The organism is Arthrobacter sp. GmRoot5-12, from assembly GCF_059739365.1.
The window spans coordinates 1641345-1664500 of record NZ_AP046056.1; the positions used below are offsets into that span (position 1 = coordinate 1641345).

The following is a 23156-nucleotide window of genomic DNA, read 5'->3' on the forward strand; positions in this document are numbered from 1 at the left end:
GGTGCGGGCTGGGACGCCCGGTACATCTGTGAAGCGGGTCACCCCCGCCTCGCTGTGTTGAGTGTAGGGAGCAGTTATGATGCCTGTCTAAGCCCATATCTGCATCATTTGATACCCGGAAGGCATCATGTTCACTTTCGACCAACTGGCCGGATTCATCGCCGTAGCGGAGGAACTCCACTTCGGCAGGGCGGCAGAACGCCTGAATATGACGCAGCCGCCACTGAGCCGGCAAATCCAGAAACTCGAAAAGGCCGTGGGCGCCGAACTGCTGGAGCGGGACAACAGAAAAGTGGAGCTGACATCTGCCGGCCGGACGTTCCTGGACGAGGCCCGCCGGCTCATGGCACTCGCGGAGCGGGCACCTGTCACCGCACGCCGCATCGCTTCCGGCAAATCCGGCGTCCTGCGGATAGGCTTCACCGCGGCCAGCGGCTTCAGCATCCTGGGTCCGCTGCTGGAGGAACTCGCGGGCATCATCCCCGATGTGGACATCGAGCTGCAGGAACTGGTGACCGGAGACCAGTTGGCCGGGCTGCTGACGGGCGAACTGGACCTGGGGCTGGCACGGCCGCCGTTCGACCGGGAGACCTTTGACTCGCATCTCCTCTACCGCGAGTCCATGATGCTGGCCGTCCCCGAGGGGCACCCGCTGACGAAGCTGGAACGGAGCATTGCCGCGGACGATTTCAGCGATGAGCCCCTGATCATGCACTCGGCCACCCAGGCCCGCTACTTCTATGACCTGGTGGTGCGCATGCTCCCCATCCGCCACACCAACGTGGTGCACACGGTGAGCCAGATCCTCACCATGGTGTCGCTGGTGGCGGCCAAGCGCGGGCTGGCCTTCGTGCCCCACTCGGCCACCATGCTAGGTATCCGCGGCGTTGAATTCCTCCCGCTGGAGGGTGGCGACCACGAACAGGTGGAGCTGCATGCGCTGTGGAACCGGAGGGTCACCAATCCTGCGCTGTCGCGCCTCCTCCGGGACCTTGAGTTCGCCATGGAGTAATTGGCACTCCCGAGACGGTAATGCAGCAAAGGTATCAACGCATATAAAAATGCACTTAGACAGGCATCGAGGGCACTCCTACTGTGGGAACGGAAACATCAGCCTGCCGCCCGCGGCGCACACACCCAGAGGACCCACACCGTGGCAAAGTACACACCCCAGGAACTGGCGGACACGCTCAAGGAAGGCCTGCTGTCCTTTCCCGTGACCCCGTTCGATGCCCAGCTCCAGGTCGATGAGGAGAACTACCGCAAGCACCTGGCGTGGCAGGCGAGCTTTCCGGTGGCGGGCCTGTTCGCGGCCGGCGGCACCGGCGAAGGGTTCTCCCTGACTCCTGCCGAGTCGGAGCACGTGGTGCGGACAGCCGTCGACGAGGTGGGCAGCCGCATCCCCGTCCTTGCCTCCGCCGGTGGCTCCACGGCGCAGGCCATCGAAAATGCGAAGGCTGCCGAGGCTGCCGGCGCAGAAGGCATCCTCCTCCTGCCCCCGTACCTCACGGAGGCAGACCAGGACGGGCTCGTGGAACACGTCAGCGCGGTCTGCCGGGCCACCTCCCTGGGCGTCATCATCTACAACCGGGCCAACGCCATCTACCGGGACACCACGGTGGCAACCCTCGCCGAGCGGCACCAGAACCTGATCGGCTTCAAGGACGGTGTGGGCGACCTGGAACACGATGCCCGCGTTTACGCCAAGCTCGGCGACCGCCTCTTCTACCTGGGCGGCCTCCCGACCGCCGAGACCTTCGCCCTTCCCCTCCTGCAGCTCGGCATGAGCACGTACTCCAGCGCCATGTACAACTTCGTCCCCCAGTTCGCACTGGACTTCTACCAGGACGTCCGCAACCAGGACCGGGCCGCGGTGAACAGGAAGCTCAACGACTTCGTCATCCCCTACCTGGACATCCGCGACCGCGTGAAGGGCTACTCTGTTTCCATCGTCAAAGCCGGCCTTGATGCCGTGGGCCGTCCCGCCGGCCCGGTGCGGCCGCCGCTGCAGAACCTCAACGATCAGGACTTCGCGGACCTCAAAGCCCTGATCGCCACCGTTTCCTAGCCGTCGCTGCAGACACAGGAGCCCCACCATGACCCTTAACGGACATTCACTCATCGCCGGCCGGCCCGTTACCGGCGAAGGCAAAACCACCAGCGGGTTCAACCCGGCCACCAACCAGGCCCTGGAGCCCGCCTACTCGCTGATCACGGAAGAACAGTTGAAAGCCGCCACGGCAGCGGCCGCCGAGGCCTTCCCGTCCTTCAGCACCCTTGACCCGGAAACCCACGCGTCCTTCCTCGAAGCGATCGCGGACAACATCGACGCCCTGGGCGAGGAACTGATCATCCGCGCCGGCCAGGAAACAGGGCTCCCGGCGGCGCGGCTCACCGGTGAGCGGGCCCGCACCACCGGCCAGCTTCGCCTCTTCGCGGACGTGGTGCGGCAAGGCGACTTCCGCGGCGTCCGCATCGACCCCGCCCTCCCGGACCGGACCCCTCTCCCCCGGGCTGACATCCGGCAGCGGCAGCTCCCCCTGGGTCCCGTCGCCGTGTTCGGCGCCAGCAACTTCCCGCTGGCGTTCTCGACGGCGGGCGGAGACACCGCCTCGGCCCTCGCCGCAGGCTGCCCGGTGGTCTTCAAGGCCCACAACGCCCATCCCGGCACCAGCGAACTGGTGGGCCAGGCGGTGACCCAGGCCGTCAAGGACGCAGGGCTGCACCCCGGCGTGTTCTCCCTGATCTACGGTCCCGGTTCCAGCATCGGCCAGGCCCTCGTGGCGGACCCCGCCATCAAGGCGGTCGGCTTCACCGGCTCCCAGGCTGCAGGCATCGCCCTGATGAAAACCGCGGCCGCCCGCCCCGAGCCGATTCCCGTGTACGCGGAGATGTCGTCACTGAACCCGGTCTTTGTCTTCGAGGGCGCCCTCGAGGGCGACGTCGACGCCCTTGCACAGCAGTACGTCACCGCCGTCACCGGAAGTTCCGGCCAGCTCTGCACCTCCCCCGGACTCCTGTTCGCCCCCGAAGGCGAGGCAGGGGACAAACTCGCTGCCGCCGTCGGACGTGCCGTGTCCGCCTGCGCCGGTCAGACCATGCTCACCGAAGGCATTGCCAAGTCCTGGAACGCCGGGACGGAAAACCTTGGCGCGGCAGCCGGCGTCGAACTTATCGGCCAGGGCACTCCCGGCCCCACCGAGAACGCCCCGGCGCCCACCATCTTCGGCACGGGCGTCACCGAATTCACCAGCAACCACGTCCTGCATGAGGAAATCTTCGGCGCCGCGTCCCTGGTGATCCGCTACAGCTCCATCCAGGACCTCCTCCAGGCAGCCGGCCGGATGGAAGGCCAGCTCACCGCGTCCCTGCAGCTCACCGAACAGGACTATCCAACAGCGGCGCCGCTTATCCCCGTCCTGGAGCAAAAAGTGGGACGTATCATTGTCAACGGCTGGCCCACCGGCGTCGAAGTCGGCCACGCCATGGTCCACGGCGGCCCCTTCCCTGCCACCTCGGACTCGCGCACCACCTCCGTTGGAACCCTGGCGATCAACCGCTTCCTGCGTCCCGTGGCCTACCAGAACCTCCCCCAGGAACTGCTCCCGGCAGCCCTGCAGGACGCCAACCCCTGGCACCTCAACCGGCGCATCGACGGCGAAGTGGTTTCCGCCGCAGAGAAAGCAGAGAGCAACGCATGAGCAACCAGCCCACCATTGCCGCCATCGAAGTTGTACCGGTAGCCGGCTACGACAGCATGCTGATGAACCTCAGCGGCGCCCACGGCCCTTTCTTCACCCGCAATGTGGTGATCATTACCGACTCGGACGGCCGCACCGGCCTCGGTGAGGTTCCCGGCGGCGAAAAAATCCGCGGCACCATCCAGGAAGCCGGCGTCCTGATCAAGGGCAAGCCCGTGGCCCGGTACCGCTCCCTGCTGCGGGAAATCGCCGCGGGATTCGCGGACCGGGACGCCGGCGGGCGCGGGCTGCAGACGTTCGACCTGCGCACCACCGTCCACGCCGTCACCGCCGTCGAGTCCGCCCTGCTGGACCTGCACGGCCAGTTCCTCGGTGTTCCCGTCGCAGAACTGCTCGGCGACGGGCAGCAGCGGGCGTCCGTGCCGATGCTCGGGTACCTGTTCTTCATCGGCGACCACACGCGAACCGACCTGCCGTACCTGGTGGAGGAGTCGCCGTCGGACCGCTGGGAAAAACTCCGGCGCCAGGAGGCCATGACTCCGGAAGCCGTCGTCGCGCTGGCCGAAGCCGCCCAGGAACGCTATGGCTTCTCCGACTTCAAGCTCAAAGGCGGCGTGCTGTCCGGCGACGACGAAGTGGACGTGGTCACGGCACTCGCCAAGCGGTTCCCGGAGGCCAGGGTCACGCTCGACCCGAACGGCGGCTGGCTGCTGGAGGAGGCAATCCGGCTGGGCAAGCGGATGCAGGGCGTGGTGGCGTATGCAGAGGACCCCTGCGGCGCCGAAGGTCGGTTCTCCGGCCGCGAAGTGATGGCCGAGTTCCGCCGGGCCACCGGACTGAAGACCGCCACCAACATGATCGCGACGGACTGGCGCGAAATGTCGCATGCCATCCGCAGCAACGCCGTGGACATCCCGCTGGCCGATCCGCACTTCTGGACCATGCACGGCTCGGTCCGGGTGGCCCAGCTGTGCAACGAGTTCGGCCTCACCTGGGGCTCGCACTCCAACAACCACTTCGACATCTCGCTGGCCATGTTCACCCACACCGGAGCCGCCGCCCCCGGTGGGATCACGGCACTGGACACGCACTGGATCTGGCAGGACGGACAGGGCCTCACCAAGGAGCCGCTGCAGATCAAGGGCGGCGCCATCGAAGTCCCGGCGGCTCCCGGCCTGGGGATCGAGCTGGACCGGGACGCGCTGGACAAAGCGCACCAGCTGTACCTTGAGCACGGCCTGGATGCCCGTGACGACAGCATCGGCATGCAGTACTACATCGACGGCTGGTCCTTCGACCCCAAGCGGCCGTGCCTGGTCAGGTAACGGGCCAGACCACGACAGCAGGTAACGAAAGCCGGCAACCGCAAGTCCTGTAAGTTTCTCCAAGGCCCCCGCCTTGCCAACACCCCTCCCAAAGGAAACATTCAATGAAGTCTGTGGACAACGCCGTCCTGGACCTGGCATCTGCCACCAGGAAATTCTTCAAGCGCGTGCTCCCGGTCATGCTGGTCATGCTGGTCTGCAACCAGCTGAACCGCTCAAACATCGGCTACGCCCAGGACCACCTCCAGGCTGACGTGGGAATCGGCGCCGCCGCTTATGGTTTCGGTGCCGGCCTGTTCTTTATCGCCTATGCCATCTTTGAGCTCCCCAGCAACGTGATGATGGAAAAATACGGCGCCAAGGTCTGGCTGACCAGGATCATGGTCAGCTGGGGCATCGTCTCCTTCCTGATGGCGTTCGTGCAGAACGAGACCATGTTCTACGTCCTGCGGTTCCTCCTGGGCGCCGCAGAGGCCGGCTTCTTCCCGGCCGTCATCTTCTACTTCGCCCGCTGGGTTCCTGCCGGCCAGCGCGGGAAGGCGACGGCGGTCTTCATAGCCGGTTCCTCGGTTGCCGCGGCGATTTCCGGCCCCATCGCCGGCATGCTGCTGAGCCTCAACGGCGCCCTGGGAATGCGCGGCTGGCAGTGGCTCTTCGGGTTCGAGGGCATTCTGTCCGTCCTGGTGGGCGTCACTGTGTTCTTCCTGCTGGACGCGAAAATCGCCGACGCCAGGTGGCTCTCCCCCGCCGAAAAGGACGCGCTGTCCCAGGCCATCGATGCGGAGGACGCCGGGCACGCCAAGGCGGAGAGCGGAAAGGTCAACCGCTGGAAGATGCTGCTGAACCCGCAGATCCTGCTCCTGTGCGGCATCTACTTCGCCATCCAGCTGTCCATCTACGCCAACACCTTCTGGCTGCCAAGCATCATCAAGCGGATCCCCGGGACCACCGACCTCTCCGCAGGTTTCCTCTCCTCCATCCCCTGGATCTGCGCCGTGTTCGCGATGTACTTCGCGGCGAAGTGGCAGGACAAGGCCAGGTCCAGGAAGCCCCTGCTGGTGGTCGCGCTCCTGGTGGCAGCCATCGGTACCTACGCGGCGGCCGTGGCCTCGCCCGGGCTGGCGCTGGTGTTCCTGGCCGTAGCAGCCATGGGGTTCAAGAGCGCCTCACCGCTGTTCTGGACCATCCCGCAGTCCGGACTGCACCCGCTGGTGCTGGCTCCGGCCATCGCCATCATCAACTCGCTGGGCAACCTGGGCGGGTTCGTGGCACCTTTCGGTTTCGGCATCATCAAGGAGCAGACCGGCAGCGTCATTCCGGGACTATTCGCCCTGGCTGCGGCTTCGGCGGCGGCAGCCGGCCTGGTCTACTTCCTGAAGGAACGCCGCAGCGGGGCTGAGGCGTCGCCCGAGACGCCGGAACTGCCCAACACGGCGCCGCTCCCCAGCAGGGCCTAACCCGCGGTAAGCACCAGCGCCACGCTGTGGCCGCCAAAACCGAAGGCATTCACCAGCCCGGCCGGGGCATAACCCGGCGGAAGCTGGTGGGTGCCTTCGGTGAGGACGTTAAGGTCCACTTCCGGGTCCAGCGCTTCCACGTTCAGCGTCCCGGGGACCTTCCCGGTCCGCAGCGCTTCGAGGACCACGACGGCGGCCAGGGAACCGGCGCCGCCCAGCAGGTGGCCGGTATGCCCTTTGGTGGAAGTGACCGGCACGTCAGCGCCGAAGACGGCGTTGATTGCCTGGCCTTCCAGCCGGTCCCCCACAGGGGTGGAGGTGGCGTGCGCGTGGACGAATCCGATATCAGCCGGCCGCATGCCCGCCGAGTCCAGCGCCTTCTGCATGACCCGCCGCTGCATGGCGGGGTCCGCGGCCACGATGTCGTTCGCGTCGGAGGTCACGGCTCCGCCTGCCACGGCACCAAGGACGGCGGCGCCGCGGGCACGGGCGTGCTCCTCGCTCTCCAGCACCACCACGCCGGCGCCCTCTGCGAGCACAAACCCGTCGCGGCCGCCGTCGAACGGGCGCGAGGCCAGCTTGGGGTCATCCGACCGGGTGGACAGGGCACGGATCTGGGAGAAGCCGGTGATCACAAGGTCGTTGACGGAGGCGTCCACGCCGCCGGCAATCACGACGTCGGCTGCACCGGAGCGGATCATCTCGGCTGCCTGGACAATCGCCTCGGCCCCGGAGGCGCAGGCGCTGACAGGCGTCCGGGCGCCGCCACGGGCGCCAAGGTCGATGGACACCCATGCGGCCGGACCGTTGACCATGAGGCGGGTGAGGGTATGCGGCGAAACCTTCCGGGGGCCCGATTCGGCCAGCACCCGGTCCTGCTCGATGGTGGAACCGAGCCCGCCGTAAGCGGAGCCGATCACCACGGCGAACCGCTCCGGATCCACCTCGGGGGCGCCGGCCTGCGCCCATGCCTCGCGCGCCGCGATCAGCGCCAACTGGCCGCACCGGTCCATCCGCTTCATCTCGCGGGTACTGAGGTGCTCCGAAAGGTCTGCGGTGACCTGCCCTGCGATTTTGACGGGCAACTGCCCTGCCCAGTCCTGCTCCAGCGGCCCGATCCCGGACCGGCCCTCAAGCAGGGCCTCCCAGGTTTCCTTGACGCTGGAACCCAGCGGGTTGATGGTGCCGGCGCCGGTGACCAGCGCGCGTGGTTGTACTGCCGTCATGGTTGGCTACTTTGCGGGGTTATGGGTGCCGATGGGCACGAGCGTCAGGTCGGGGTGGTTCTTCTCGATCCGCCGGAGCGCCCAGACGTCGTTGAACAGGGCGAGGTATTCGCCGTCGGACCGCAGCAGCACCTCCGCGCCCGGGACGTTTGCCAGCGCGGGCATGGCATCCGCAGTCGAAATCCTGGCCAGGGAGTAGGGCAGGCGTTCCAGGCGCATGGGTGCGCTGAAGTCGTGCGCCATGCGGTCCTCCACCACTTCGAACTGCATGGGCCCGACGGCGGCAAGCACCGGCGCCTGGTCACCGCGGACGTCGGAGCGGAGCACCTGGATGACGCCCTCGTGTTCCAGCTGCTCAATGCCGCGGCGGAACTGCTTGAACTTGCTGGGGTCCTTGGACCGGGCCACCTGGAAGTGCTCGGGGGCAAACAGCGGGATGGCCGGGTATTCCACCGGGTTCTCAAGGAACAGGCTGTCGCCCACGCGCAGCGAGGACGCGTTGACCAGGCCCACCACGTCACCGGGGTAGGCCTCGTCAATGACTTCGCGTTCGCGGCCGAACACCTGCTGTGCGTACTTGGTGGCGAAGGACTTGCCGGTGCGGGTCTGGGTGACCACCATGCCGCGCTCGAAGACGCCCGAGCAGACGCGGATGAAGGCCACGTGGTCGCGGTGCGCCTTGTTCATGCCGGCCTGGACCTTGAAGACGAACCCGGAGAACGGGGATTCCACGGGACGGGGGTTTCCGTCCACGTCGGGGCGGGGCGCTGCCGGCGGGGCGAAGTCCACCAGCGCGTCCAGCAGTTCCTTGACGCCGAAGTTCAGCGCAGCGGAACTGAACAGGATGGGGGTTGCCCTGCCGGCGTGGAAGGCGTCGACGTCGAACTCCAGGTTGGACTCAATCACCAGCCCGGCCTCGTCCACCGCATCAGACCAGTTGCTGCCCTGGTTTTCCGCCGCTTCCTCGGGAGTGAAGTACTCGGTGATGGCGATCTGCGCTCCGGCGTTGTTGCGCTGGAACCGGGCGAAGCGGTCGTTGCGGAGGTCCCAGACGCCGCGGAAGTCACCGGAGATGCCCACGGCCCAGGTCAGCGGCATGGGCTGCAGCCCGGTGCGCTCGGTGATCTCGTCCATCAATGCCAGGGCGTCCAGGCCCGGGCGGTCCCACTTGTTGATGACCGTGATGATGGGCAGGTTGCGCTGCTTGCAGACCTCGAAGAGTTTCATGGTCTGGGTTTCCAGGCCCTTGGCGGCGTCCACCAGCATCACGGCGCAGTCGACGGCGGCGAGCACGCGGTAGGTGTCCTCGGAGAAGTCGGCGTGGCCGGGGGTGTCCAGAAGGTTGATGACGGTGTCCCGGTAGGAGAACTGCAGGGCCGCGGAGCTGATGGAGATGCCCCGGTCCTTTTCCATCTGCATCCAGTCCGAGACTGTTTCCTTGCGGTTGGCCTTGCCACTGGAAGCGCCCGCGGTGCCGATCACCTTTGCGTGCAGCGCCAGCGCTTCGGTGAGCGTTGACTTGCCCGCGTCAGGGTGGGAGATGACAGCGAAGGTCCTGCGGCGGCCAGCCTCTTTGTGGATACCGGAGATCCGGGCGGGGGTCAGGACATCTTGGGACACGGTGCTACTTTCGCTGCGGTTGTGGCTGCCCAGGTGTCTTTCGGGTACTGCGCTGCGACTCGAGGGCGGGGAAGGTGATTGGCAAACGGCCAAAGTACAGTTTATCGCAGGGCTGCAAACCGGACGGGTTCCGCTTAACGCGGGCGAAACCGGACGTTCAAGGCGGCGAAATGCGGGGCAGTTAGCTTTGGGCGCATGATGCATGGCGCCACTTTCACCGGCAACCTTTTTTTCGACCCCCTGGCCACCAACCTGGGCGCCAACGCGGGTGCGGTCCTTGGCACCGCCGCGGCCCAGCCGCCGGGTTCGGCCCTTCCTACCGGCCCGTCCCGGAAACGGGGAGTGCAAACAGCGGCTGAACACAAAGCACTCCGTGCCGCTTCACTGTCGAAAGTCAGCCGGGATTTGGAGCGGATGCTCAGGGACCGGAAGCGCTGACGTCCCCGCGGCGGCAAAACCTGGCAGGCATGGGGGTGCCCGGCAACGGATACCCGGCAACGGCATGATGGGTTCATGCGCAGCATCGAGTTGGTCTTTGACGGCCCCACCGAATCCCTGGTCAGGGCTGACTGGGCGCGGCTCACGGCCGCCGGCCTCCCCAGCCTGGCAGGGCATACCTCCCCCAGCAACAGCCCGCACATCACCCTTGCGGCAGGCACGGATCTGGTTGCCGCCCGGGAAGGTCCCTGGGAGGTGCTGCCCGTGGATGTCACCTTCTCCGGAGCGGTCGTCTTTCCCGCCGGCGCAGGAAAATATGTCCTTGCCCGCGCGGTGCTGCCGACTGCTCCCCTGCTGGACCTGCACGGAATCCTGCACCAGGGCCTGTCAGGGGCGCTGCCGCTGACGTGTCCGGGGGCCTGGACACCGCACGTCACCATCTCCCGGCGTATTCCCGGCCATCAACTCGGAACGGCGGTGGACCTGCTGGACCTGCGCCTCGAGGGCCGCTGCACGGGAGCGCGGCTCTGGGACAGCAGCACCAGAACAGTCACACCCCTGGGAGCCTCCGCCTGAGCAACCCGCTGAAAGGCAGAGCTAAGGCCGGGCAGGGTCAAAGCCGGGGCAGGGTTGAAAATGGCGGGGGTCCAAAGCGGCGAAAGTGGCTGCCCCGCAATGCCCCCAACCAGCGTTTTTGCCGCCGTTCCGGGCACCCCCTAATGGGGCACTTTGGGGCTTGCCCGTGCGGAAGTTGGGTTTCTTACCCCTATCATTGAGCTTGCGGGAATCAGTGCACTTTTTGATCCTGCCGGCAAACTGCGGACGCCGGCATTCCTGCGGGTGGCGGTCCGCACCTTTGAAGGGAAAAACCTATGGCGCGGAGCCCCGAAGAATCGCTGAGGGCCACTCTGGGCAGGGTTGCACCCGGAACGCCCCTCCGCGACGGCCTGGAACGGATCCTCCGCGGACGCACCGGCGCACTGATCGTCCTCGGCTCCGACCGCACCATCGATTCCATCTGCTCCGGTGGATTCGATATCGGCATCGAATTCTCGCCCACCCGGCTGCGCGAACTGGCCAAGATGGACGGCGCCATCATCTGCGACAAGGATGCCGGCAACATCCTGCGTGCCGCGGTCCAGCTGGTCCCGGACTCAAGCATCGAAACGCAGGAATCGGGCACCCGCCACCGCACGGCGGAACGGGTGGCCAAGCAGACCGGGGTCCCGGTCATATCCGTGAGCCAGTCCATGCAGATCATCGCCCTGTACGTCAACGGGTTGCGGCACGTCCTGGAGGGCTCGGAAAACGTCCTTGCCCGCGCCAACCAGGCCCTGGCCACCCTGGAGCGCTATGTTGCCCGCCTGGACCAGGTCACCAGTTCGCTCTCGGCCCTGGAAATCGAGGCAATGGTGACGGTGCGCGATGTGGCCGTGACCCTGCAGCGGCAGGAGATGGTGCGCCGCATCTCGGAGGAAATCTCGCAGTACGTCCTGGAACTTGGCGAAGACGGCCGGCTCCTCTCGCTCCAGCTCGACGAGCTCACCGTGGGCCGTGGACCGGGCAGCGACGTGATCATCCGCGACTACGCCAGCCCCAACGCCTCCGCGGAGGACATCGAAAAGGCCGTCAACGAACTGGTCAGCCTGGGCCCGACAGAGCTGATCGATCTCGGCAAGATCTCCGCGATCGTGGGGTTCGCGGGCGGCGAGGCAAACCTCGATGCCGTCGTCCAGCCCCGCGGATACCGGCTCCTGTCCGGCCTGAAGGCGGTTCCCAAGGCGGTAGCGGACCGGCTGGTGGACCATTTCGGTGGCCTGCAGTTCCTCATGGCGGCCACCATTGACGACCTCATGACCGTTGACGGCATCGGCGACCAGCGCGCCCGCACCGTGCGTGAGGGGCTCAGCCGGATGGCCGAAGCAAGCCTCCTGGACCGCTTCCTGTAACCCCAAGCCCCAACCCCACGGCCCGCTCCCACCATGCCGGCGGGATGCGTCAGTTCAGCTGGAAGACGGCCTTTGGACTGGCCCGCGAGCCAAGCTTGGCGGTGAAGATGTAGTAAGCGCCACCGCCGCCGGGTGCCGCCGCCACGGCCTTGCAGCCATCGGCACTGCGGGTCCGGTTCCATGGAAAGTTCGCGGTTTCGCTGGCGCCGGGCGCGATCACCTTCACCAGGTCCTCGCTGGACGCCTGGCAGTCCTTGGACGAGAAGATCCGGTCGGAACCGCTGGTCACCAGGAATTCCATTTGCGAGGTACCGATGTTGACCTCACAGGGGACGGTGCCGCCGTTGGTCACCTTCAGGGTGAGCATCGGGTTTTCCCCCGGCCCATAGGCGGGCTTGTCAGTGGACGCCGAAACAGCCACCAGGTTCTGGTTGCAGGAGGGGGCAGCGGAGGCAGTGGCCGACGGCGTGGCGGACGGGGTTGCCGACGCGGACGCAGAGGGACTGGCGGCAGCAGACGGGGAAGCCTGGGAGGTGTCCGGATCGGCGGAAGACGGCTGCGTGGAGGACGCCTGCTGCGAACCGCCCTTGAAGGCACCGGCCAGGGCAAAACCACTGATCACGAGCGCAATCACCAGCAGGAGCGCGCCGCCAACAACCAGGCGGCGGCGGCGGTACACGGCGGGGCTGGGCTTCCGGACGCTGCTGGAACCGGATGCCGTGCCGCGTGCTGGTGAATCGCCTTGCCTGCCCATCCTCCTAGGCTAGGGAACGCCGCCGGATCTGCACTGCCACCACGCCGCCGCAGGCCCATCGCACTGGTCACACCCCGGTTTTCAGCCCGCCCGAACCTATCCACTACAGTGTTGGCATCGACACTGAAACCTCCACCGCCGCCCGCGCCGCGGTCGCTCCCACCGGCCCTGCAGACCTGGAGTTGCTCCATCACCGGATCAACTCCTGGTTCGCCGGAATCGCCCGGGACCTGCCCTGGCGCGAACCTGGCTGCTCGCCGTGGGGTGTGCTGGTCAGCGAGATCATGCTGCAGCAGACCCCCGTGGTCCGGGTCCTCCCGGTCTGGCACGAGTGGCTCAAGCGGTGGCCCACGCCGGCCGGCCTGGCCGGCGAACCGGCAGGTGAAGCGGTCCGTTCATGGGGCCGGCTGGGCTACCCCCGGCGTGCCCTTCGCCTGCACGCCGCAGCCACAGCAATCGTCGAGGACCACGGCGGCCATGTCCCCGGCACCTACACGGAACTGCTGGCCTTGCCCGGAGTGGGCAGCTACACGGCCGCCGCGGTGGCCGCCTTCGCATATGGCCGCCGCGAGACTGTGGTGGACACCAACATCCGGCGGGTGCACGCCCGCCTGGTGTCCGGCGTCGCGCTCCCCGCGCCTGCACTGACCGCTGCGGAGATGCGGTTGGCCGCCGCCCTGTTGCCGGACGACGACGAAACCTCCGTGCGCTGGAACGCTGCGGTCATGGAACTGGGGGCGCTGGTGTGCACGGCCCGGGCACCCAAGTGTGCTGCCTGCCCGGTGAAAGACTCCTGTGCGTGGCTCGCCGCGGGTGAGCCCCCGCCGTCGTACGTTCCCAAAGGCCAGGCGTGGCACGGCACTGACCGCCAGGTCCGCGGTGCGGTGCTGGCCGTGCTGCGGCTGGCCGAAACTCCCGTGCCGGCCGACATGTTCCAGCGCGAGCCCGCCGACCTTGGGTTCACCGCCGAGGGCATCGGCGTGCCCCTCGCCGCGCTGCACCGGCTCAACTCCGCCCCCGAGCAGCTGGAGCGGGCGCTGGCGGGACTGCTGGCGGACGGCCTCGCCGAGATCCACGACGGCGGCTACCGGCTCCCCGCCTGACCTGCTGGACCCTCAAGGGCCAGGCCGGGATGGCATACTTCTTGGTGACCGGAACCGGGGGGAGCCATGAAAACCATTCTGTACATCGTGTGGGCATTGTTCGTTGCCGCCGCGATATTTTCGCTGGTCCGTGCGGCCCGCAGGACCAAGCGCCAGGAACAGCAGATGGCGGCCTGGCCCAAGGTACAGGCGACCGTCACCGGCAGCACCACCGGCTGGACCAGCGGCGTGGGCGGCGCCAACCGGAACCTCCGCCACTACCCCACCTACCAGTTCACCGATCCGCAGGGCACCCTCTTCATGGGCAAGTCGGAGATCTCCGGGGTGGAGCAGCCTGTGCCGGGAGCCCTCATCGAGGTGGCCTACAACCCGCAGAACCCCAACGAATCCCTGCAGGTTTCCTCGGAGCCGCGCACCGCCATGGGCTGCCTGATCGCGTTTTTCTCGGTCTTTGCCATCGCGCTGTTCTGGTTCATCGGCATCTTCCCGCTGGGTTAGGCCGTGGAGGCATAACAATGCTGCCTCCAATTGACGCCGATCCGGCCCTGCGCGGGCCCGCCCGACGTAGCCTGAAAGCATGCACAAGCCCGGACTGCTCCTGGCATTGACGACCGCGCTCATCTCCGCCCTTATCTCCGCCTGCGGGCCTGCCGGCAGCGCCTGCCCCGCGATCGCGCAGGCCACCGCCGTTTCCATCACCGTCAGCGCCGGCTACTCGCCGAAGGTGGCGGCGCTGCACGTCCGCGCCTGCCAGGACGGCACCTGCAAGGAGTCCGACGTCGAACTCCGCCCGGGCAGCACTTCCGTGGACGCGGGGTGCAGCCGCGAGGGCGCCTGTTCGGCCACTGCCTCGCCCGATGGCACCAAGACCGCTGTGCTGATGCTGGATACCCTGACCGAATCGCCCATGACGGTGACCGTGTCCGGTGCAGCGCCGGAGGGAACCGCACTGCCGGTACGCACCCTGGAATTCAGGCCGCAGGTGGCCTACCCCTTCGGTGAACAATGCGGCAAGGTCCTGTCTGCGTCCGTCGTCCTGGACGACGCCGGACTGCACCAGCAGCCTGCATCCCGGTAACTGGACCGGGCGGCACCGGACTAGAACAGCACGGGCTGGGTGAAGGTTTCGCCTTCGGCAGTTCCGGCCGCCGGACCGCCACCCACGGGCTGGGCGCTCCAATCGAAGCCGAGTTCGGCGAGCAGTTCCTCCACGGAGATTTGGCCGTCCAGCACTTCGATTTCCTGGGGGTTCTCTGCAAGCGGCCGTTCCATGCCATCGAGCTTATTCGCAGGAACCCGCCATCGGGCTTAGGGCTCGCCGAAGCCGGCCTGCACCAGGCCGCCGACGTACTCCACTGCCCGTTCCGCATCCGCCCCCCACGCTTCCACGTGCAGCACGGTGCCCTTGCCGGCGCCGAGGGTCATCAGCCCCGTCATGGACGCGCCATCCACCCCGTTGATGGTGACCTCGGCATCCAGCGAGGCCAGGCCCCCTGCCACTTTCGCGGCCGGCCGGGCGTGCATCCCGGCCTGGTTCACCAGTTCAAAGTCGCCGGTGGAATCCGGTGCGGCGCTGCTGACAGGTCCCTGCCCCGCTCCCCCGGTCCGTACGGGTTCCGGCCGGCGGGCCGGACCGCCTGCCGCTTCAGCCGCCGCCCGGACCGCCTGCACATCGGCTCCGCCCTGGGCGGCAACCGCAGCAGCCACCAAACCTTCCACCAGCGGCGCGTCGGCGAGCAGGACGCCGGCGGCATCCTCCAGGAACTCCAGCGCCGCTTCGGCCGTCATCACCGCTGATCCAAGGTCCGTCAGGATCACTGTGCCGTTCCCGCCGGGCTGCACTCCGGGCTGTTCCGCGCCGGCCTCTTGTGCATTGCGCTGTTTATCGCCGGCCCGTTCAAGGGCTGCGAGCACTTTCTCCAGGCTGGTGCCGATCCTGCCGTCGTCGGTGCCGCCGGCGGGCAGGATCACCACGTCGGGAGCCATCTGGGCGGCAAGCTCCACGGCGCCGTCGGCGATCTTTTCGCTGTGGGACACCACCACGATGCTTACGGTCACGCAGCCGCCCCAACGGCCGCACGCAGGATCAGCGCACTGGACACAGCGCCGGGGTCCCGGTGGCCGGCGCTGCGTTCGCCAAGGTAGCTGGCCCGGCCTTTCCTTGCGATGAGGGGATCGGTGGCCACTGCCCCGGCCTCGGCGGCTTCCGCGGCTGCCACCAGGACGCCAAGGACGTCCGTGCCGTCGCCGTCAGCCGCGGCCCGGGCCGCATCAACTGCCGGCGTCCACGCATCCACCATGGTCTTGTCGCCGCTCTCCGCCTTCCCGCGCGCCACGATCCCGTCCCGGGCAGCCTCCAGGGCAGAGGCCAGCCCTGCCGGATCAATCTCGGGCGCGTCGCCGAAGGCGGTGGCGGCGCGAAGGAACGCGGTGCCGTAGAGGGGACCGGCGGCTCCGCCCACCTTGGACATCAGGGTCATGGCCGTCATCTTCAACGCCGCCCCGGGCGTCTCCGGCGTGGATTCGCCCAGCTTGGCCAGGACGGCCTGGAAGCCGCGGTCCATGTTCTCACCGTGGTCCGAGTCCCCGATGGCACGGTCCAGTTCGATCAGTTCAACGCGGTGTTCAGCCATGGCCTGCGCGCACAGGGTCAGCCATTTCACGGCCCAGTTGGCGTCCAGGACCACGGTCACACGCCCCAGCGGAGGGCGGCGGTGTGCACGGGTGCATCCCACAGTTCCGTGAGCTCGTCGTCCAGCCGGAGGACCGAAATGGAGCAGCCCTGCATCTCCAGGGCCGTGATGTAGTTGCCCACCAGCGACCGTTCCACCGTGGCACCTGCTTCGGCGAGCACCTGCACGGCCCGCCGGTACACGATGTACAGCTCGCTCAGCGGTGTGCCGCCCATGCCGTTGACGAACAGCAGCACCCTGTCCCCCGAACTGATCTTCAAATCAGCCAGGACCGGTTCCAGCAGGCGGTTGGTGATGCTGTCCGCGTTTTCCATGGGGATGCGGTGCCTGCCCGGCTCGCCGTGGATGCCAATGCCGATCTCGATCTCATCCTCTGCGAGGTCGAAACTGGGCGTGCCCGCGTGGGGCACGGTGCACGCGGACAGGGCCACGCCCATGGTCCTGACATTGGCGTTGACCCGTTCGCCGATGGCAGCGACGGCGTCCAGGTCGTCCCCGCGCTCGGCGGCGGCTCCTGCGATCTTCTCCACCAGCACTGTGCCGCCCACCCCGCGGCGGCCGGCCGTGTACAGGGAGTCCTCCACGGCGACGTCGTCATTGACCAGGACGGTGCGGACGCTCACGCCCTCCGCCTCGGCCAGTTCGGCCGCCGTCTCAAAATTCAGGACGTCGCCGGTGTAGTTCTTGACGATGTGCACGACGCCGGCACCTGAGTCGACTGCCAGGGTGGCGGGAAGGATCTGGTCCGGCGTGGGTGAGGTGAACACCGCCCCCGGCACCGCGGCGTCGAGCATTCCCTTCCCCACGTAGCCGGCATGCAGCGGCTCGTGGCCGCTTCCGCCGCCGGAAACCAGCCCCACCTTGCCGGCCACCGGCGCGTCCTTGCGCCTGATGTAGATGGGGTCTTCGCTGACCGTCACCAGTCCGGCGTACGCCATGCCGAAGCCCTGGACAGCTTCCTGGACAACGGATTTTGGATCGTTGATGAGTTTCTTCACGGCGTTGCTCCTGGCTGTGCTCCTGAAGGGTGTGTTTTCCGACCCTACTACCGTCATCGCAGGTGGCGGTAGGTTCTTCCTGCCCGGGTTTGCCGCCCGCTTCCCGGAACCGCCGGCCCGGGACGCAGCAAAGGGACAGCCCCCAATGACTGTCCCTTTCCTGAGGCCCCCCACATACCGGCCTGCAGTAGTTTATCCATCAATTCGAGTAAAGCCAATACGGCAGTCCCCCGTGCTCCCGCGGTTGGCATTGAAGGGTGCGGAACAGCGTCAGAGGGTGCGGATCATCCGGGTGTTGCCCAGGGTGTTGGGCTTGACCCGGGCCAGGTCCAGGAACTCCGCCACGCCTTCATCATGGGAGCGCAGCAGCTCCGAGTACACTTCCGGGTCCACCGCCGACTGGTCCGCCATCACTTCGAAGCCGTGGCGCTTGAAGAAGTCCACTTCGAAGGTGAGGCAGAACACCCGGGAGACACCGAGGGCACGGGCCTCCTCCAGCAGGCTTTCCACCAGGACGTGCCCCACCCCTTTGCCGCGCCATTCGCCCGAAGCCGCGAGGGTGCGGATTTCCGCAAGGTCCTCCCACATCACGTGCAGGGCGCCGCAGCCGATCATTTCGCCGTCGCTGGACTCGGCAATGCGGAACTCCTGGAGGCTCTCGTAGTACGCCACCGTCTCCTTTGCCATCAGGATGCGCTCCTCTGCCAGGGGCGCCACCAGCTTCTTGATGGCAGGGACATCGCTGGTGCGTGCTGGGCGGATGTGGAAGGAGTCGGTCACAGAGCTATCCTACGAGGCGAAGGAGGCTGGGACATTTGCGTAGCTTGCGTCAAAGCTGGGCCCACGCTGGTGAGGGTCCCCGGCCGAGCTTGCGAGGCAGGGGGCCAGCGGGGAGGAACGAGCAGCAAGCGGCAAATGCCCCAGCCTCCGAGCCGGAGTATCCAACAGCTTAGAGTCCGAGTTCTGCCGGCAGTTCGATGTCCTTGCCCAGGACGTTCCGTGCCAGGAACCACTCCACCACCTGGTACCAGACCTTGGCGTGCTGCGGCTGGAGGACCCAGTGGTTTTCGTCCGGGAAGTACAGGAACCGGTGCGGGGTCTGCCCGTCCTGGTCCGCCGCGAGCCGGGACTTGGACAGCAGCTCGTACCAAAGCCGCAGGCCCTCGCCGATGGGCACCCTGTAGTCCTTGTCCCCATGGATCACCAGCATGGGCGTGCCGATGTTCTCCGCATGCAGGTGCGGCGAGTTCTCGAGTGCCATCTCCTCGGTCATTTCCTTCAGCCAGTACTGGGAGGCGTCCGTGGTGGGCCCGAACTGGTCCAGGGCCCACAGGCTGGCATGGGTGACAACTGCCTTGAACCGGTCCGTGTTGCCTGCAACCAAGTTGGCCATGTACCCGCCAAAGGAGCCGCCCATCGCCGCGGTCCGGGACTCATCGACGTCGGGCCGTTCCACCGCCGCATCGGTCACGGCCATCAGGTCGGTGAAGGGCGCCTTCCCCCATGAGCCCCAGCCCCGCTGGATGTACGACTGCCCGTATCCCGTGGACAACGCGGGATCCGGCAGCAGCACCGCATATCCCCGGGCAGCCAGAAGCCACGGGTTCCAGCGCCACGTCCAGGCGTTCCAGGATCCCAGTGGACCGCCGTGGATCCACAGGAGCAGCGGCGCCGGCTCACTTGCGGAGGCGCCCTCCGGCAGGGCCAGGTAGGCAGGCACCCGGGACCCATCGGCCGCGGCGGCCGCGATGCGTTCCAGCCGCCCCGGGAGGCTGGGACGTTCCGCAGGAGCCGGGAGGCGGGTTGTTTCCCCTGTGGCCAGGTCGATCCGGACGGCTTCGGCCGGAAATTCGTAGGAGCTGCGCAGGGCATACGCGCTCCGCCCCTCTGGAGAAATGACGACGTCGGAATATGCCGCGGCGTCCTGCGTCACCCGGGTGACGCCAACCTCAGCGGCAGCCGACGGAATGCTGACCCGGAAAACCGGCGACGCGCCGTCGTCGTCCGCTGTGACCAGGAGGGCAGAGCCATCGGGGAGCCACGCTGCAGGCTTGGGCCAACGGTCCCAGTCGTGGGCCAGGGGCTGCAGGCCCGCGGCGTTCCCGGCGGCCCCGCCGGAGACGTCCAGGAGGTGCATCTTGATGTCGGGGGCCTGCTGCGGGGTGGAGTCGCTTTCGCTGACCACCACCAGGGTCCGGCCGTCAGGGCTGACCGGACCCGGGAAGTAGCTCATTCCCTCCTGGTCCAACAGCACCTTGAGCCCGCCGGATGCCACATCCACCGCCACCAGGACGGACCTGCTGTCCGCCTTGGCCAGTGGTTTGGTGTAACTGCTGTAGATGGTCTTGCCGTCAGGGCTGACCACGGTCTCCGCTTCCCGCAGCCGGGGCCCGGCGTCCGGCGTCAGGTTACGCAGGACCAGCGGGGCGGTGGCGTCAACCGTTGCCGGTTTGCCGGGCGCCTTGTCCTCCCCCGCTTCCACCGCAAAGATCCGCGGCTGGCCCGGCCCCAGGTCCGCGTCCCAGTATCGGACCGGATATTCGCTGTGCAGGATGGCAGAGACTTTCCGGTCCTTGCGCGACTTGCGCCGGTCGGCGTCGTCTTCCTCGTCCGTTGACCCTGCCAGGACCTCGGCGGTGACGAACGCTGCGTCCGCGCCCCTGGCCGTCAGCACTTTGCTGATGCCGCCGGGCCGGCTGAGGGCCACCCTGGCTTCCCCGCCGTCCGCCGGAAGCACCCACAGGGCGTTCACCGGCTCCTCGTCGGGGCTGTCCGGGTCGGGACGCGCGGACGTGAAGTAGACGTCGCCGTTGGCCGAGAAAGCGGCACCGGCTTCGCCCTTGGCACTGCGCGTAATTCGCCGCGCATGCTTCTGCCCGGCCGGGTCCAGCTCCCACAGTGCAGTGGCGAACTCGGTGCCTTTGCCGTTCAGGGTGCTGACGGTGGTGACCAGCCGCGAGCCGTCCGGGCTCAGGGCCAGGCCGCTTACCCGCGGGATGGACAGGTAGTGGTCGAGGTCGTGGAAAGGGGTTAGTGGTTGCTCATCCGGGATCGCCGGTTCCAAGTTAGCCATGCCCCCGATTCAACACGTTTTGTGTCCTGGAGCACAGCCGCCACGCACTGCCCGGCTGCGCGCCCGGGTGCGTTTTCCGTGGCTGGGTTCGCTCCGGCCCCGGCGGCGGACCCAGCCAGGGATGAAAGCGCCGGACCCAGCCGGCGGAGGGGTGGTTAACAAGCGGAAGCCCCGCCGCTCCTTGCGGAGTGGCGGGGCTTTGGCTGTGGAGACTAGACGCTCGGGGCGATCTCCGGGATGCGCGGCTTGGCGTTGCCGGCGAAGGTGAACTTCGCGTCGTCGCCTTCGCCTTCGACATCCACCACGACGATGTCGCCGGGGTGGATCTCGCCGAAGAGGATCTTCTCGGAGAGCTGGTCCTCGATCTCGCGCTGGATGGTGCGGCGCAGCGGCCGGGCACCCATGGCGGGATCGTAGCCGCGGGTTGCGAGGAGCACCTTTGCGGCCTTGGTGAGCTCGATGCCCATGTCCTTGTCCTTGAGGCGCTTCTCCAGGCGGGTGACGAACAGGTCCACGATCTCGATGATCTCGTCCTGGGTCAGCTGCGGGAACACCACGACGTCGTCAACGCGGTTCAGGAACTCGGGACGGAAGTGCTGCTTGAGCTCCTCCGTCACACGGGCACGCATGCGGTTGTAGCCGGTCTGCGTGTCGGTGCCGGACTGGAAGCCGGTGGCAACGCTCTTGGAGATGTCCCGGGTACCCAGGTTGGTGGTCATGATGATCACGGTGTTCTTGAAGTCCACCACGCGGCCCTGGGAGTCGGTGAGTCGGCCGTCTTCCAGGATCTGCAGCAGCGAGTTGAAGAGGTCCGCGTGGGCCTTTTCCACTTCGTCGAACAGCACCACGGAGAACGGACGGCGGCGGACCTTCTCCGTCAGCTGGCCACCCTCTTCGTAGCCCACGTAGCCCGGAGGGGCACCGAAGAGCCGCGAGACGGTGTGCTTCTCGGAGTACTCGGACATGTCCAGGGTGATGAGGGCGTCCTCTTCACCGAACAGGAACTCCGCGAGTGCCTTTGCGAGCTCGGTCTTGCCGACGCCGGTGGGGCCGGCGAAGATGAACGAGCCACCGGGGCGCTTGGGGTCCTTGAGCCCTGCACGGGTACGGCGGATGGCCTGCGACAGTGCCTTGATGGCCTCGTCCTGGCCCACCACGCGCTTGTGCAGTTCGTCTTCCATCTTGAGCAGCCGCGAGGACTCTTCCTCGGTCAGCTTGAAGACGGGGATGCCGGTGGAGTTGGCCAGCACCTCGGCGATGAGATCCTCATCCACCTCGGAGATGTCGTCCATGCCGCCGGACTTCCAGTGGCGTTCCTTCTCCGCGCGCTCGGAAATCATCTTCTGTTCCTTGTCGCGGAGCGAAGCGGCGCCTTCGAAGTCCTGCGCGTCGATGGCGGATTCCTTCTCCATCTTCAGCTTGGCGATGCGCTCGTCCATGGCCTTGAGCTCCGGCGGAGCGGTCATGCGGCGGATGCGCAGCCGGGCGCCGGCTTCGTCGATCAGGTCGATCGCCTTGTCCGGCAGGAAGCGGTCCGAGATGTAGCGCTCGGCAAGGCTTGCAGCGGAGGCCAGGGCGCCGTCGGTGATGGTGACCCGGTGGTGCGCCTCGTAGCGGTCGCGCAGGCCCTTGAGGATCTCAATGGCGTGCGCCACGGAGGGTTCCTTGACCTGGATCGGCTGGAAGCGGCGCTCCAGGGCGGCATCCTTCTCGATGTGCTTGCGGTACTCATCCAGAGTGGTGGCGCCGATGGTCTGCAGCTCGCCGCGGGCCAGCATGGGCTTCAGGATCGAGGCTGCGTCGATGGCGCCTTCGGCGGCACCGGCACCCACCAGCGTGTGGATCTCATCGATGAACAGGATGATGTCGCCGCGCGTGCGGATCTCCTTGAGGACCTTCTTCAGGCGCTCTTCAAAGTCACCGCGGTAACGGGAACCTGCCACCAGGGAACCGAGGTCCAGGGTGTACAGCTGCTTGTCCCGGATGGTCTCCGGAACGTCGCCGCGGACAATCGCCTGGGCCAGGCCTTCGACGACGGCCGTCTTGCCGACGCCGGGCTCACCGATGAGGACCGGGTTGTTCTTGGTGCGGCGGGAAAGGACCTGCATGACGCGTTCCATTTCCTGCTCGCGGCCGATGACGGGGTCCAGCTTGTTCTCGCGCGCAGCCTGGGTCAGGTTGCGGCCGAACTGGTCCAGGACCACGGAACCGGCGGGTGCGCCTTCGGGCTGTCCGCCGCCGACGCCTGCGCCGGTGGTTTCCTTGCCCTGGTAGCCGGAGAGGAGCTGGATGACCTGCTGGCGGACCCGGTTGAGGTCGGCGCCGAGCTTGACCAGCACCTGGGCGGCGACGCCTTCACCCTCGCGGATCAGGCCAAGCAGGATGTGCTCCGTGCCGATGTAGTTGTGGCCCAGCTGCAGGGCTTCGCGCAGCGAGAGCTCCAGCACCTTCTTGGCGCGGGGGGTGAAGGGGATGTGGCCGGAGGGGGCCTGCTGGCCCTGCCCGATGATCTCCTGCACCTGCTCGCGCACGCCGTCGAGCGAAATGCTCAAGGACTCAAGAGCTTTGGCGGCAACGCCCTCACCCTCATGGATCAGACCCAAGAGGATGTGTTCGGTACCGATGTAATTGTGGTTCAGCATGCGTGCCTCTTCTTGGGCAAGCACAACTACGCGACGGGCACGGTCCGTAAATCGCTCAAACATTTCGCCACACTCCTAGCTACGACGTACTTTGATGCTACGTGGCCGGTCCGAAGTTGTGGAGCGTGTTCGCCACAGGGGAAACATGGGTCTTCCGGGAATATTGCCGCGCCCCCT

General features: G+C 67.1%; 21 protein-coding genes. 11 read left to right on the forward strand and 10 right to left on the reverse strand.

Annotated elements, in window-relative coordinates:
- Nucleotides 1-127: 127 nt before the first annotated feature.
- The 5 genes from AC6JAM_RS07460 to AC6JAM_RS07480 all read left to right on the forward strand — a co-directional run bounded on the left by AC6JAM_RS07460 (nt 128) and on the right by AC6JAM_RS07480 (nt 6483).
- Nucleotides 128-1012 (forward strand): LysR family transcriptional regulator, encoded by an 885-nt coding sequence (locus AC6JAM_RS07460; RefSeq protein WP_056388362.1) that lies wholly within the window; start codon nt 128-130, stop codon nt 1010-1012.
- 141 nt (nt 1013-1153) lie between these two features.
- Nucleotides 1154-2068, forward strand: a complete 915-nt coding sequence (gene kdgD, locus AC6JAM_RS07465) for a 5-dehydro-4-deoxyglucarate dehydratase (RefSeq protein WP_377204385.1) — start codon at nt 1154-1156, stop codon at nt 2066-2068.
- 28 nt (nt 2069-2096) lie between these two features.
- Entirely contained in the window at nt 2097-3701 is a 1605-nt protein-coding gene (locus AC6JAM_RS07470) for an aldehyde dehydrogenase (NADP(+)) (RefSeq protein WP_377204384.1), read from the forward strand.
- Nucleotides 3698-5026, forward strand: coding sequence for an enolase C-terminal domain-like protein (locus AC6JAM_RS07475; RefSeq protein ID WP_377204383.1), 1329 nt, complete (start codon nt 3698-3700; stop codon nt 5024-5026). The genes AC6JAM_RS07470 and AC6JAM_RS07475 overlap by 4 nt, the downstream gene beginning before the upstream one ends.
- Nucleotides 5027-5130: 104 nt before the next feature.
- A complete protein-coding gene (locus tag AC6JAM_RS07480) occupies nt 5131-6483 on the forward strand; it encodes an MFS transporter (RefSeq protein ID WP_134165293.1) in 1353 nt (450 codons plus the stop codon).
- Here AC6JAM_RS07480 and AC6JAM_RS07485 read toward each other — a convergent pair.
- Both AC6JAM_RS07485 and AC6JAM_RS07490 read right to left on the reverse strand, forming a co-directional pair.
- Entirely contained in the window at nt 6480-7709 is a 1230-nt protein-coding gene (locus AC6JAM_RS07485; RefSeq protein ID WP_018770945.1) for a beta-ketoacyl-[acyl-carrier-protein] synthase family protein, read from the reverse strand. The two genes, AC6JAM_RS07480 and AC6JAM_RS07485, sit on opposite strands and share 4 nt — an antisense overlap.
- A 6-nt stretch (nt 7710-7715) precedes the next feature.
- Complete coding sequence (locus tag AC6JAM_RS07490) at nt 7716-9329, reverse strand: peptide chain release factor 3 (RefSeq protein WP_134165294.1); 1614 nt, start codon at nt 9327-9329, stop codon at nt 7716-7718.
- A gap of 195 nt (nt 9330-9524) precedes the next feature.
- On the opposite strand from AC6JAM_RS07490, the gene AC6JAM_RS07495 reads away from it, so the two are divergent.
- The 3 genes from AC6JAM_RS07495 to disA all read left to right on the forward strand — a co-directional run bounded on the left by AC6JAM_RS07495 (nt 9525) and on the right by disA (nt 11716).
- A complete protein-coding gene (locus AC6JAM_RS07495) occupies nt 9525-9767 on the forward strand; it encodes a hypothetical protein (protein WP_056388374.1) in 243 nt (80 codons plus the stop codon).
- A gap of 75 nt (nt 9768-9842) precedes the next feature.
- Nucleotides 9843-10343 carry a 2'-5' RNA ligase family protein gene (locus tag AC6JAM_RS07500; protein WP_497934399.1) on the forward strand — a complete coding sequence of 167 codons (501 nt, stop codon included), beginning with the start codon at nt 9843-9845 and terminating at the stop codon, nt 10341-10343.
- Between the two features lie 296 nt (nt 10344-10639).
- Nucleotides 10640-11716: a DNA integrity scanning diadenylate cyclase DisA gene (gene disA, locus AC6JAM_RS07505; protein WP_018770949.1), complete on the forward strand. Its 1077-nt coding sequence runs from the start codon at nt 10640-10642 to the stop codon at nt 11714-11716.
- A gap of 49 nt (nt 11717-11765) precedes the next feature.
- On the opposite strand, the gene AC6JAM_RS07510 is transcribed toward disA, so the two are convergent.
- Nucleotides 11766-12470: a hypothetical protein gene (locus AC6JAM_RS07510; protein WP_497934400.1), complete on the reverse strand. Its 705-nt coding sequence runs from the start codon at nt 12468-12470 to the stop codon at nt 11766-11768.
- 176 nt (nt 12471-12646) lie between these two features.
- Between AC6JAM_RS07510 and AC6JAM_RS07515 the strand changes: the two genes are divergently transcribed.
- From AC6JAM_RS07515 to AC6JAM_RS07525, 3 genes are all read left to right on the forward strand, one after another.
- On the forward strand, nt 12647-13573 hold the full coding sequence (locus AC6JAM_RS07515; RefSeq protein WP_043425267.1) for an iron-sulfur binding domain-containing protein: 927 nt from the start codon (nt 12647-12649) through the stop codon (nt 13571-13573).
- Between the two features lie 66 nt (nt 13574-13639).
- Complete coding sequence (locus AC6JAM_RS07520) at nt 13640-14071, forward strand: DUF3592 domain-containing protein (RefSeq protein ID WP_134165297.1); 432 nt, start codon at nt 13640-13642, stop codon at nt 14069-14071.
- Nucleotides 14072-14150: 79 nt separating this feature from the next.
- Nucleotides 14151-14651 carry a hypothetical protein gene (locus AC6JAM_RS07525; RefSeq protein WP_056388378.1) on the forward strand — a complete coding sequence of 167 codons (501 nt, stop codon included), beginning with the start codon at nt 14151-14153 and terminating at the stop codon, nt 14649-14651.
- Nucleotides 14652-14671: 20 nt separating this feature from the next.
- On the opposite strand, the gene AC6JAM_RS07530 is transcribed toward AC6JAM_RS07525, so the two are convergent.
- From AC6JAM_RS07530 to AC6JAM_RS07560, 7 genes are all read right to left on the reverse strand, one after another.
- Nucleotides 14672-14845, reverse strand: a complete 174-nt coding sequence (locus tag AC6JAM_RS07530) for a hypothetical protein (protein ID WP_018770954.1) — start codon at nt 14843-14845, stop codon at nt 14672-14674.
- Between the two features lie 36 nt (nt 14846-14881).
- The gene (locus tag AC6JAM_RS07535; RefSeq protein WP_497934401.1) at nt 14882-15631 is read right to left on the reverse strand and encodes an HPr family phosphocarrier protein; all 750 of its coding nucleotides are present in this window, start codon (nt 15629-15631) and stop codon (nt 14882-14884) included.
- On the reverse strand, nt 15628-16260 hold the full coding sequence (gene dhaL / locus AC6JAM_RS07540) for a dihydroxyacetone kinase subunit DhaL (RefSeq protein ID WP_026266016.1): 633 nt from the start codon (nt 16258-16260) through the stop codon (nt 15628-15630). Before dhaL ends, AC6JAM_RS07535 begins: the two co-directional genes overlap by 4 nt.
- Before the next feature lie 2 nt (nt 16261-16262).
- A complete protein-coding gene (gene dhaK, locus AC6JAM_RS07545; RefSeq protein WP_497934402.1) occupies nt 16263-17264 on the reverse strand; it encodes a dihydroxyacetone kinase subunit DhaK in 1002 nt (333 codons plus the stop codon).
- Between the two features lie 270 nt (nt 17265-17534).
- Nucleotides 17535-18044 (reverse strand): amino-acid N-acetyltransferase, encoded by a 510-nt coding sequence (locus AC6JAM_RS07550; RefSeq protein ID WP_018770958.1) that lies wholly within the window; start codon nt 18042-18044, stop codon nt 17535-17537.
- Between the two features lie 169 nt (nt 18045-18213).
- Nucleotides 18214-20337 (reverse strand): S9 family peptidase, encoded by a 2124-nt coding sequence (locus AC6JAM_RS07555; RefSeq protein WP_497934403.1) that lies wholly within the window; start codon nt 20335-20337, stop codon nt 18214-18216.
- Nucleotides 20338-20549: 212 nt separating this feature from the next.
- Complete coding sequence (locus tag AC6JAM_RS07560; RefSeq protein WP_026266017.1) at nt 20550-23042, reverse strand: ATP-dependent Clp protease ATP-binding subunit; 2493 nt, start codon at nt 23040-23042, stop codon at nt 20550-20552.
- Nucleotides 23043-23156: the final 114 nt, after the last annotated feature.

What these genes read in the sequence shown, in the direction of transcription:
- disA (WP_018770949.1), top strand. Translation starts at nt 10,640, where the DNA reads ATGGCGCGGAGCCCCGAAGAATCGCTGAGGGCCACTCTGGGCAGGGTT.
- AC6JAM_RS07530 (WP_018770954.1), bottom strand. Translation starts at nt 14,845, where the DNA reads ATGGAACGGCCGCTTGCAGAGAACCCCCAGGAAATCGAAGTGCTGGAC.
- AC6JAM_RS07555 (WP_497934403.1), bottom strand. Translation starts at nt 20,337, where the DNA reads ATGGCTAACTTGGAACCGGCGATCCCGGATGAGCAACCACTAACCCCT.
- AC6JAM_RS07510 (WP_497934400.1), bottom strand. Translation starts at nt 12,470, where the DNA reads ATGGGCAGGCAAGGCGATTCACCAGCACGCGGCACGGCATCCGGTTCC.
- AC6JAM_RS07560 (WP_026266017.1), bottom strand. Translation starts at nt 23,042, where the DNA reads ATGTTTGAGCGATTTACGGACCGTGCCCGTCGCGTAGTTGTGCTTGCC.
- AC6JAM_RS07495 (WP_056388374.1), top strand. Translation starts at nt 9,525, where the DNA reads ATGATGCATGGCGCCACTTTCACCGGCAACCTTTTTTTCGACCCCCTG.
- AC6JAM_RS07475 (WP_377204383.1), top strand. Translation starts at nt 3,698, where the DNA reads ATGAGCAACCAGCCCACCATTGCCGCCATCGAAGTTGTACCGGTAGCC.
- AC6JAM_RS07500 (WP_497934399.1), top strand. Translation starts at nt 9,843, where the DNA reads ATGCGCAGCATCGAGTTGGTCTTTGACGGCCCCACCGAATCCCTGGTC.
- AC6JAM_RS07460 (WP_056388362.1), top strand. Translation starts at nt 128, where the DNA reads ATGTTCACTTTCGACCAACTGGCCGGATTCATCGCCGTAGCGGAGGAA.
- AC6JAM_RS07525 (WP_056388378.1), top strand. Translation starts at nt 14,151, where the DNA reads ATGCACAAGCCCGGACTGCTCCTGGCATTGACGACCGCGCTCATCTCC.
- AC6JAM_RS07520 (WP_134165297.1), top strand. Translation starts at nt 13,640, where the DNA reads ATGAAAACCATTCTGTACATCGTGTGGGCATTGTTCGTTGCCGCCGCG.
- AC6JAM_RS07480 (WP_134165293.1), top strand. Translation starts at nt 5,131, where the DNA reads ATGAAGTCTGTGGACAACGCCGTCCTGGACCTGGCATCTGCCACCAGG.
- AC6JAM_RS07470 (WP_377204384.1), top strand. Translation starts at nt 2,097, where the DNA reads ATGACCCTTAACGGACATTCACTCATCGCCGGCCGGCCCGTTACCGGC.
- AC6JAM_RS07485 (WP_018770945.1), bottom strand. Translation starts at nt 7,709, where the DNA reads ATGACGGCAGTACAACCACGCGCGCTGGTCACCGGCGCCGGCACCATC.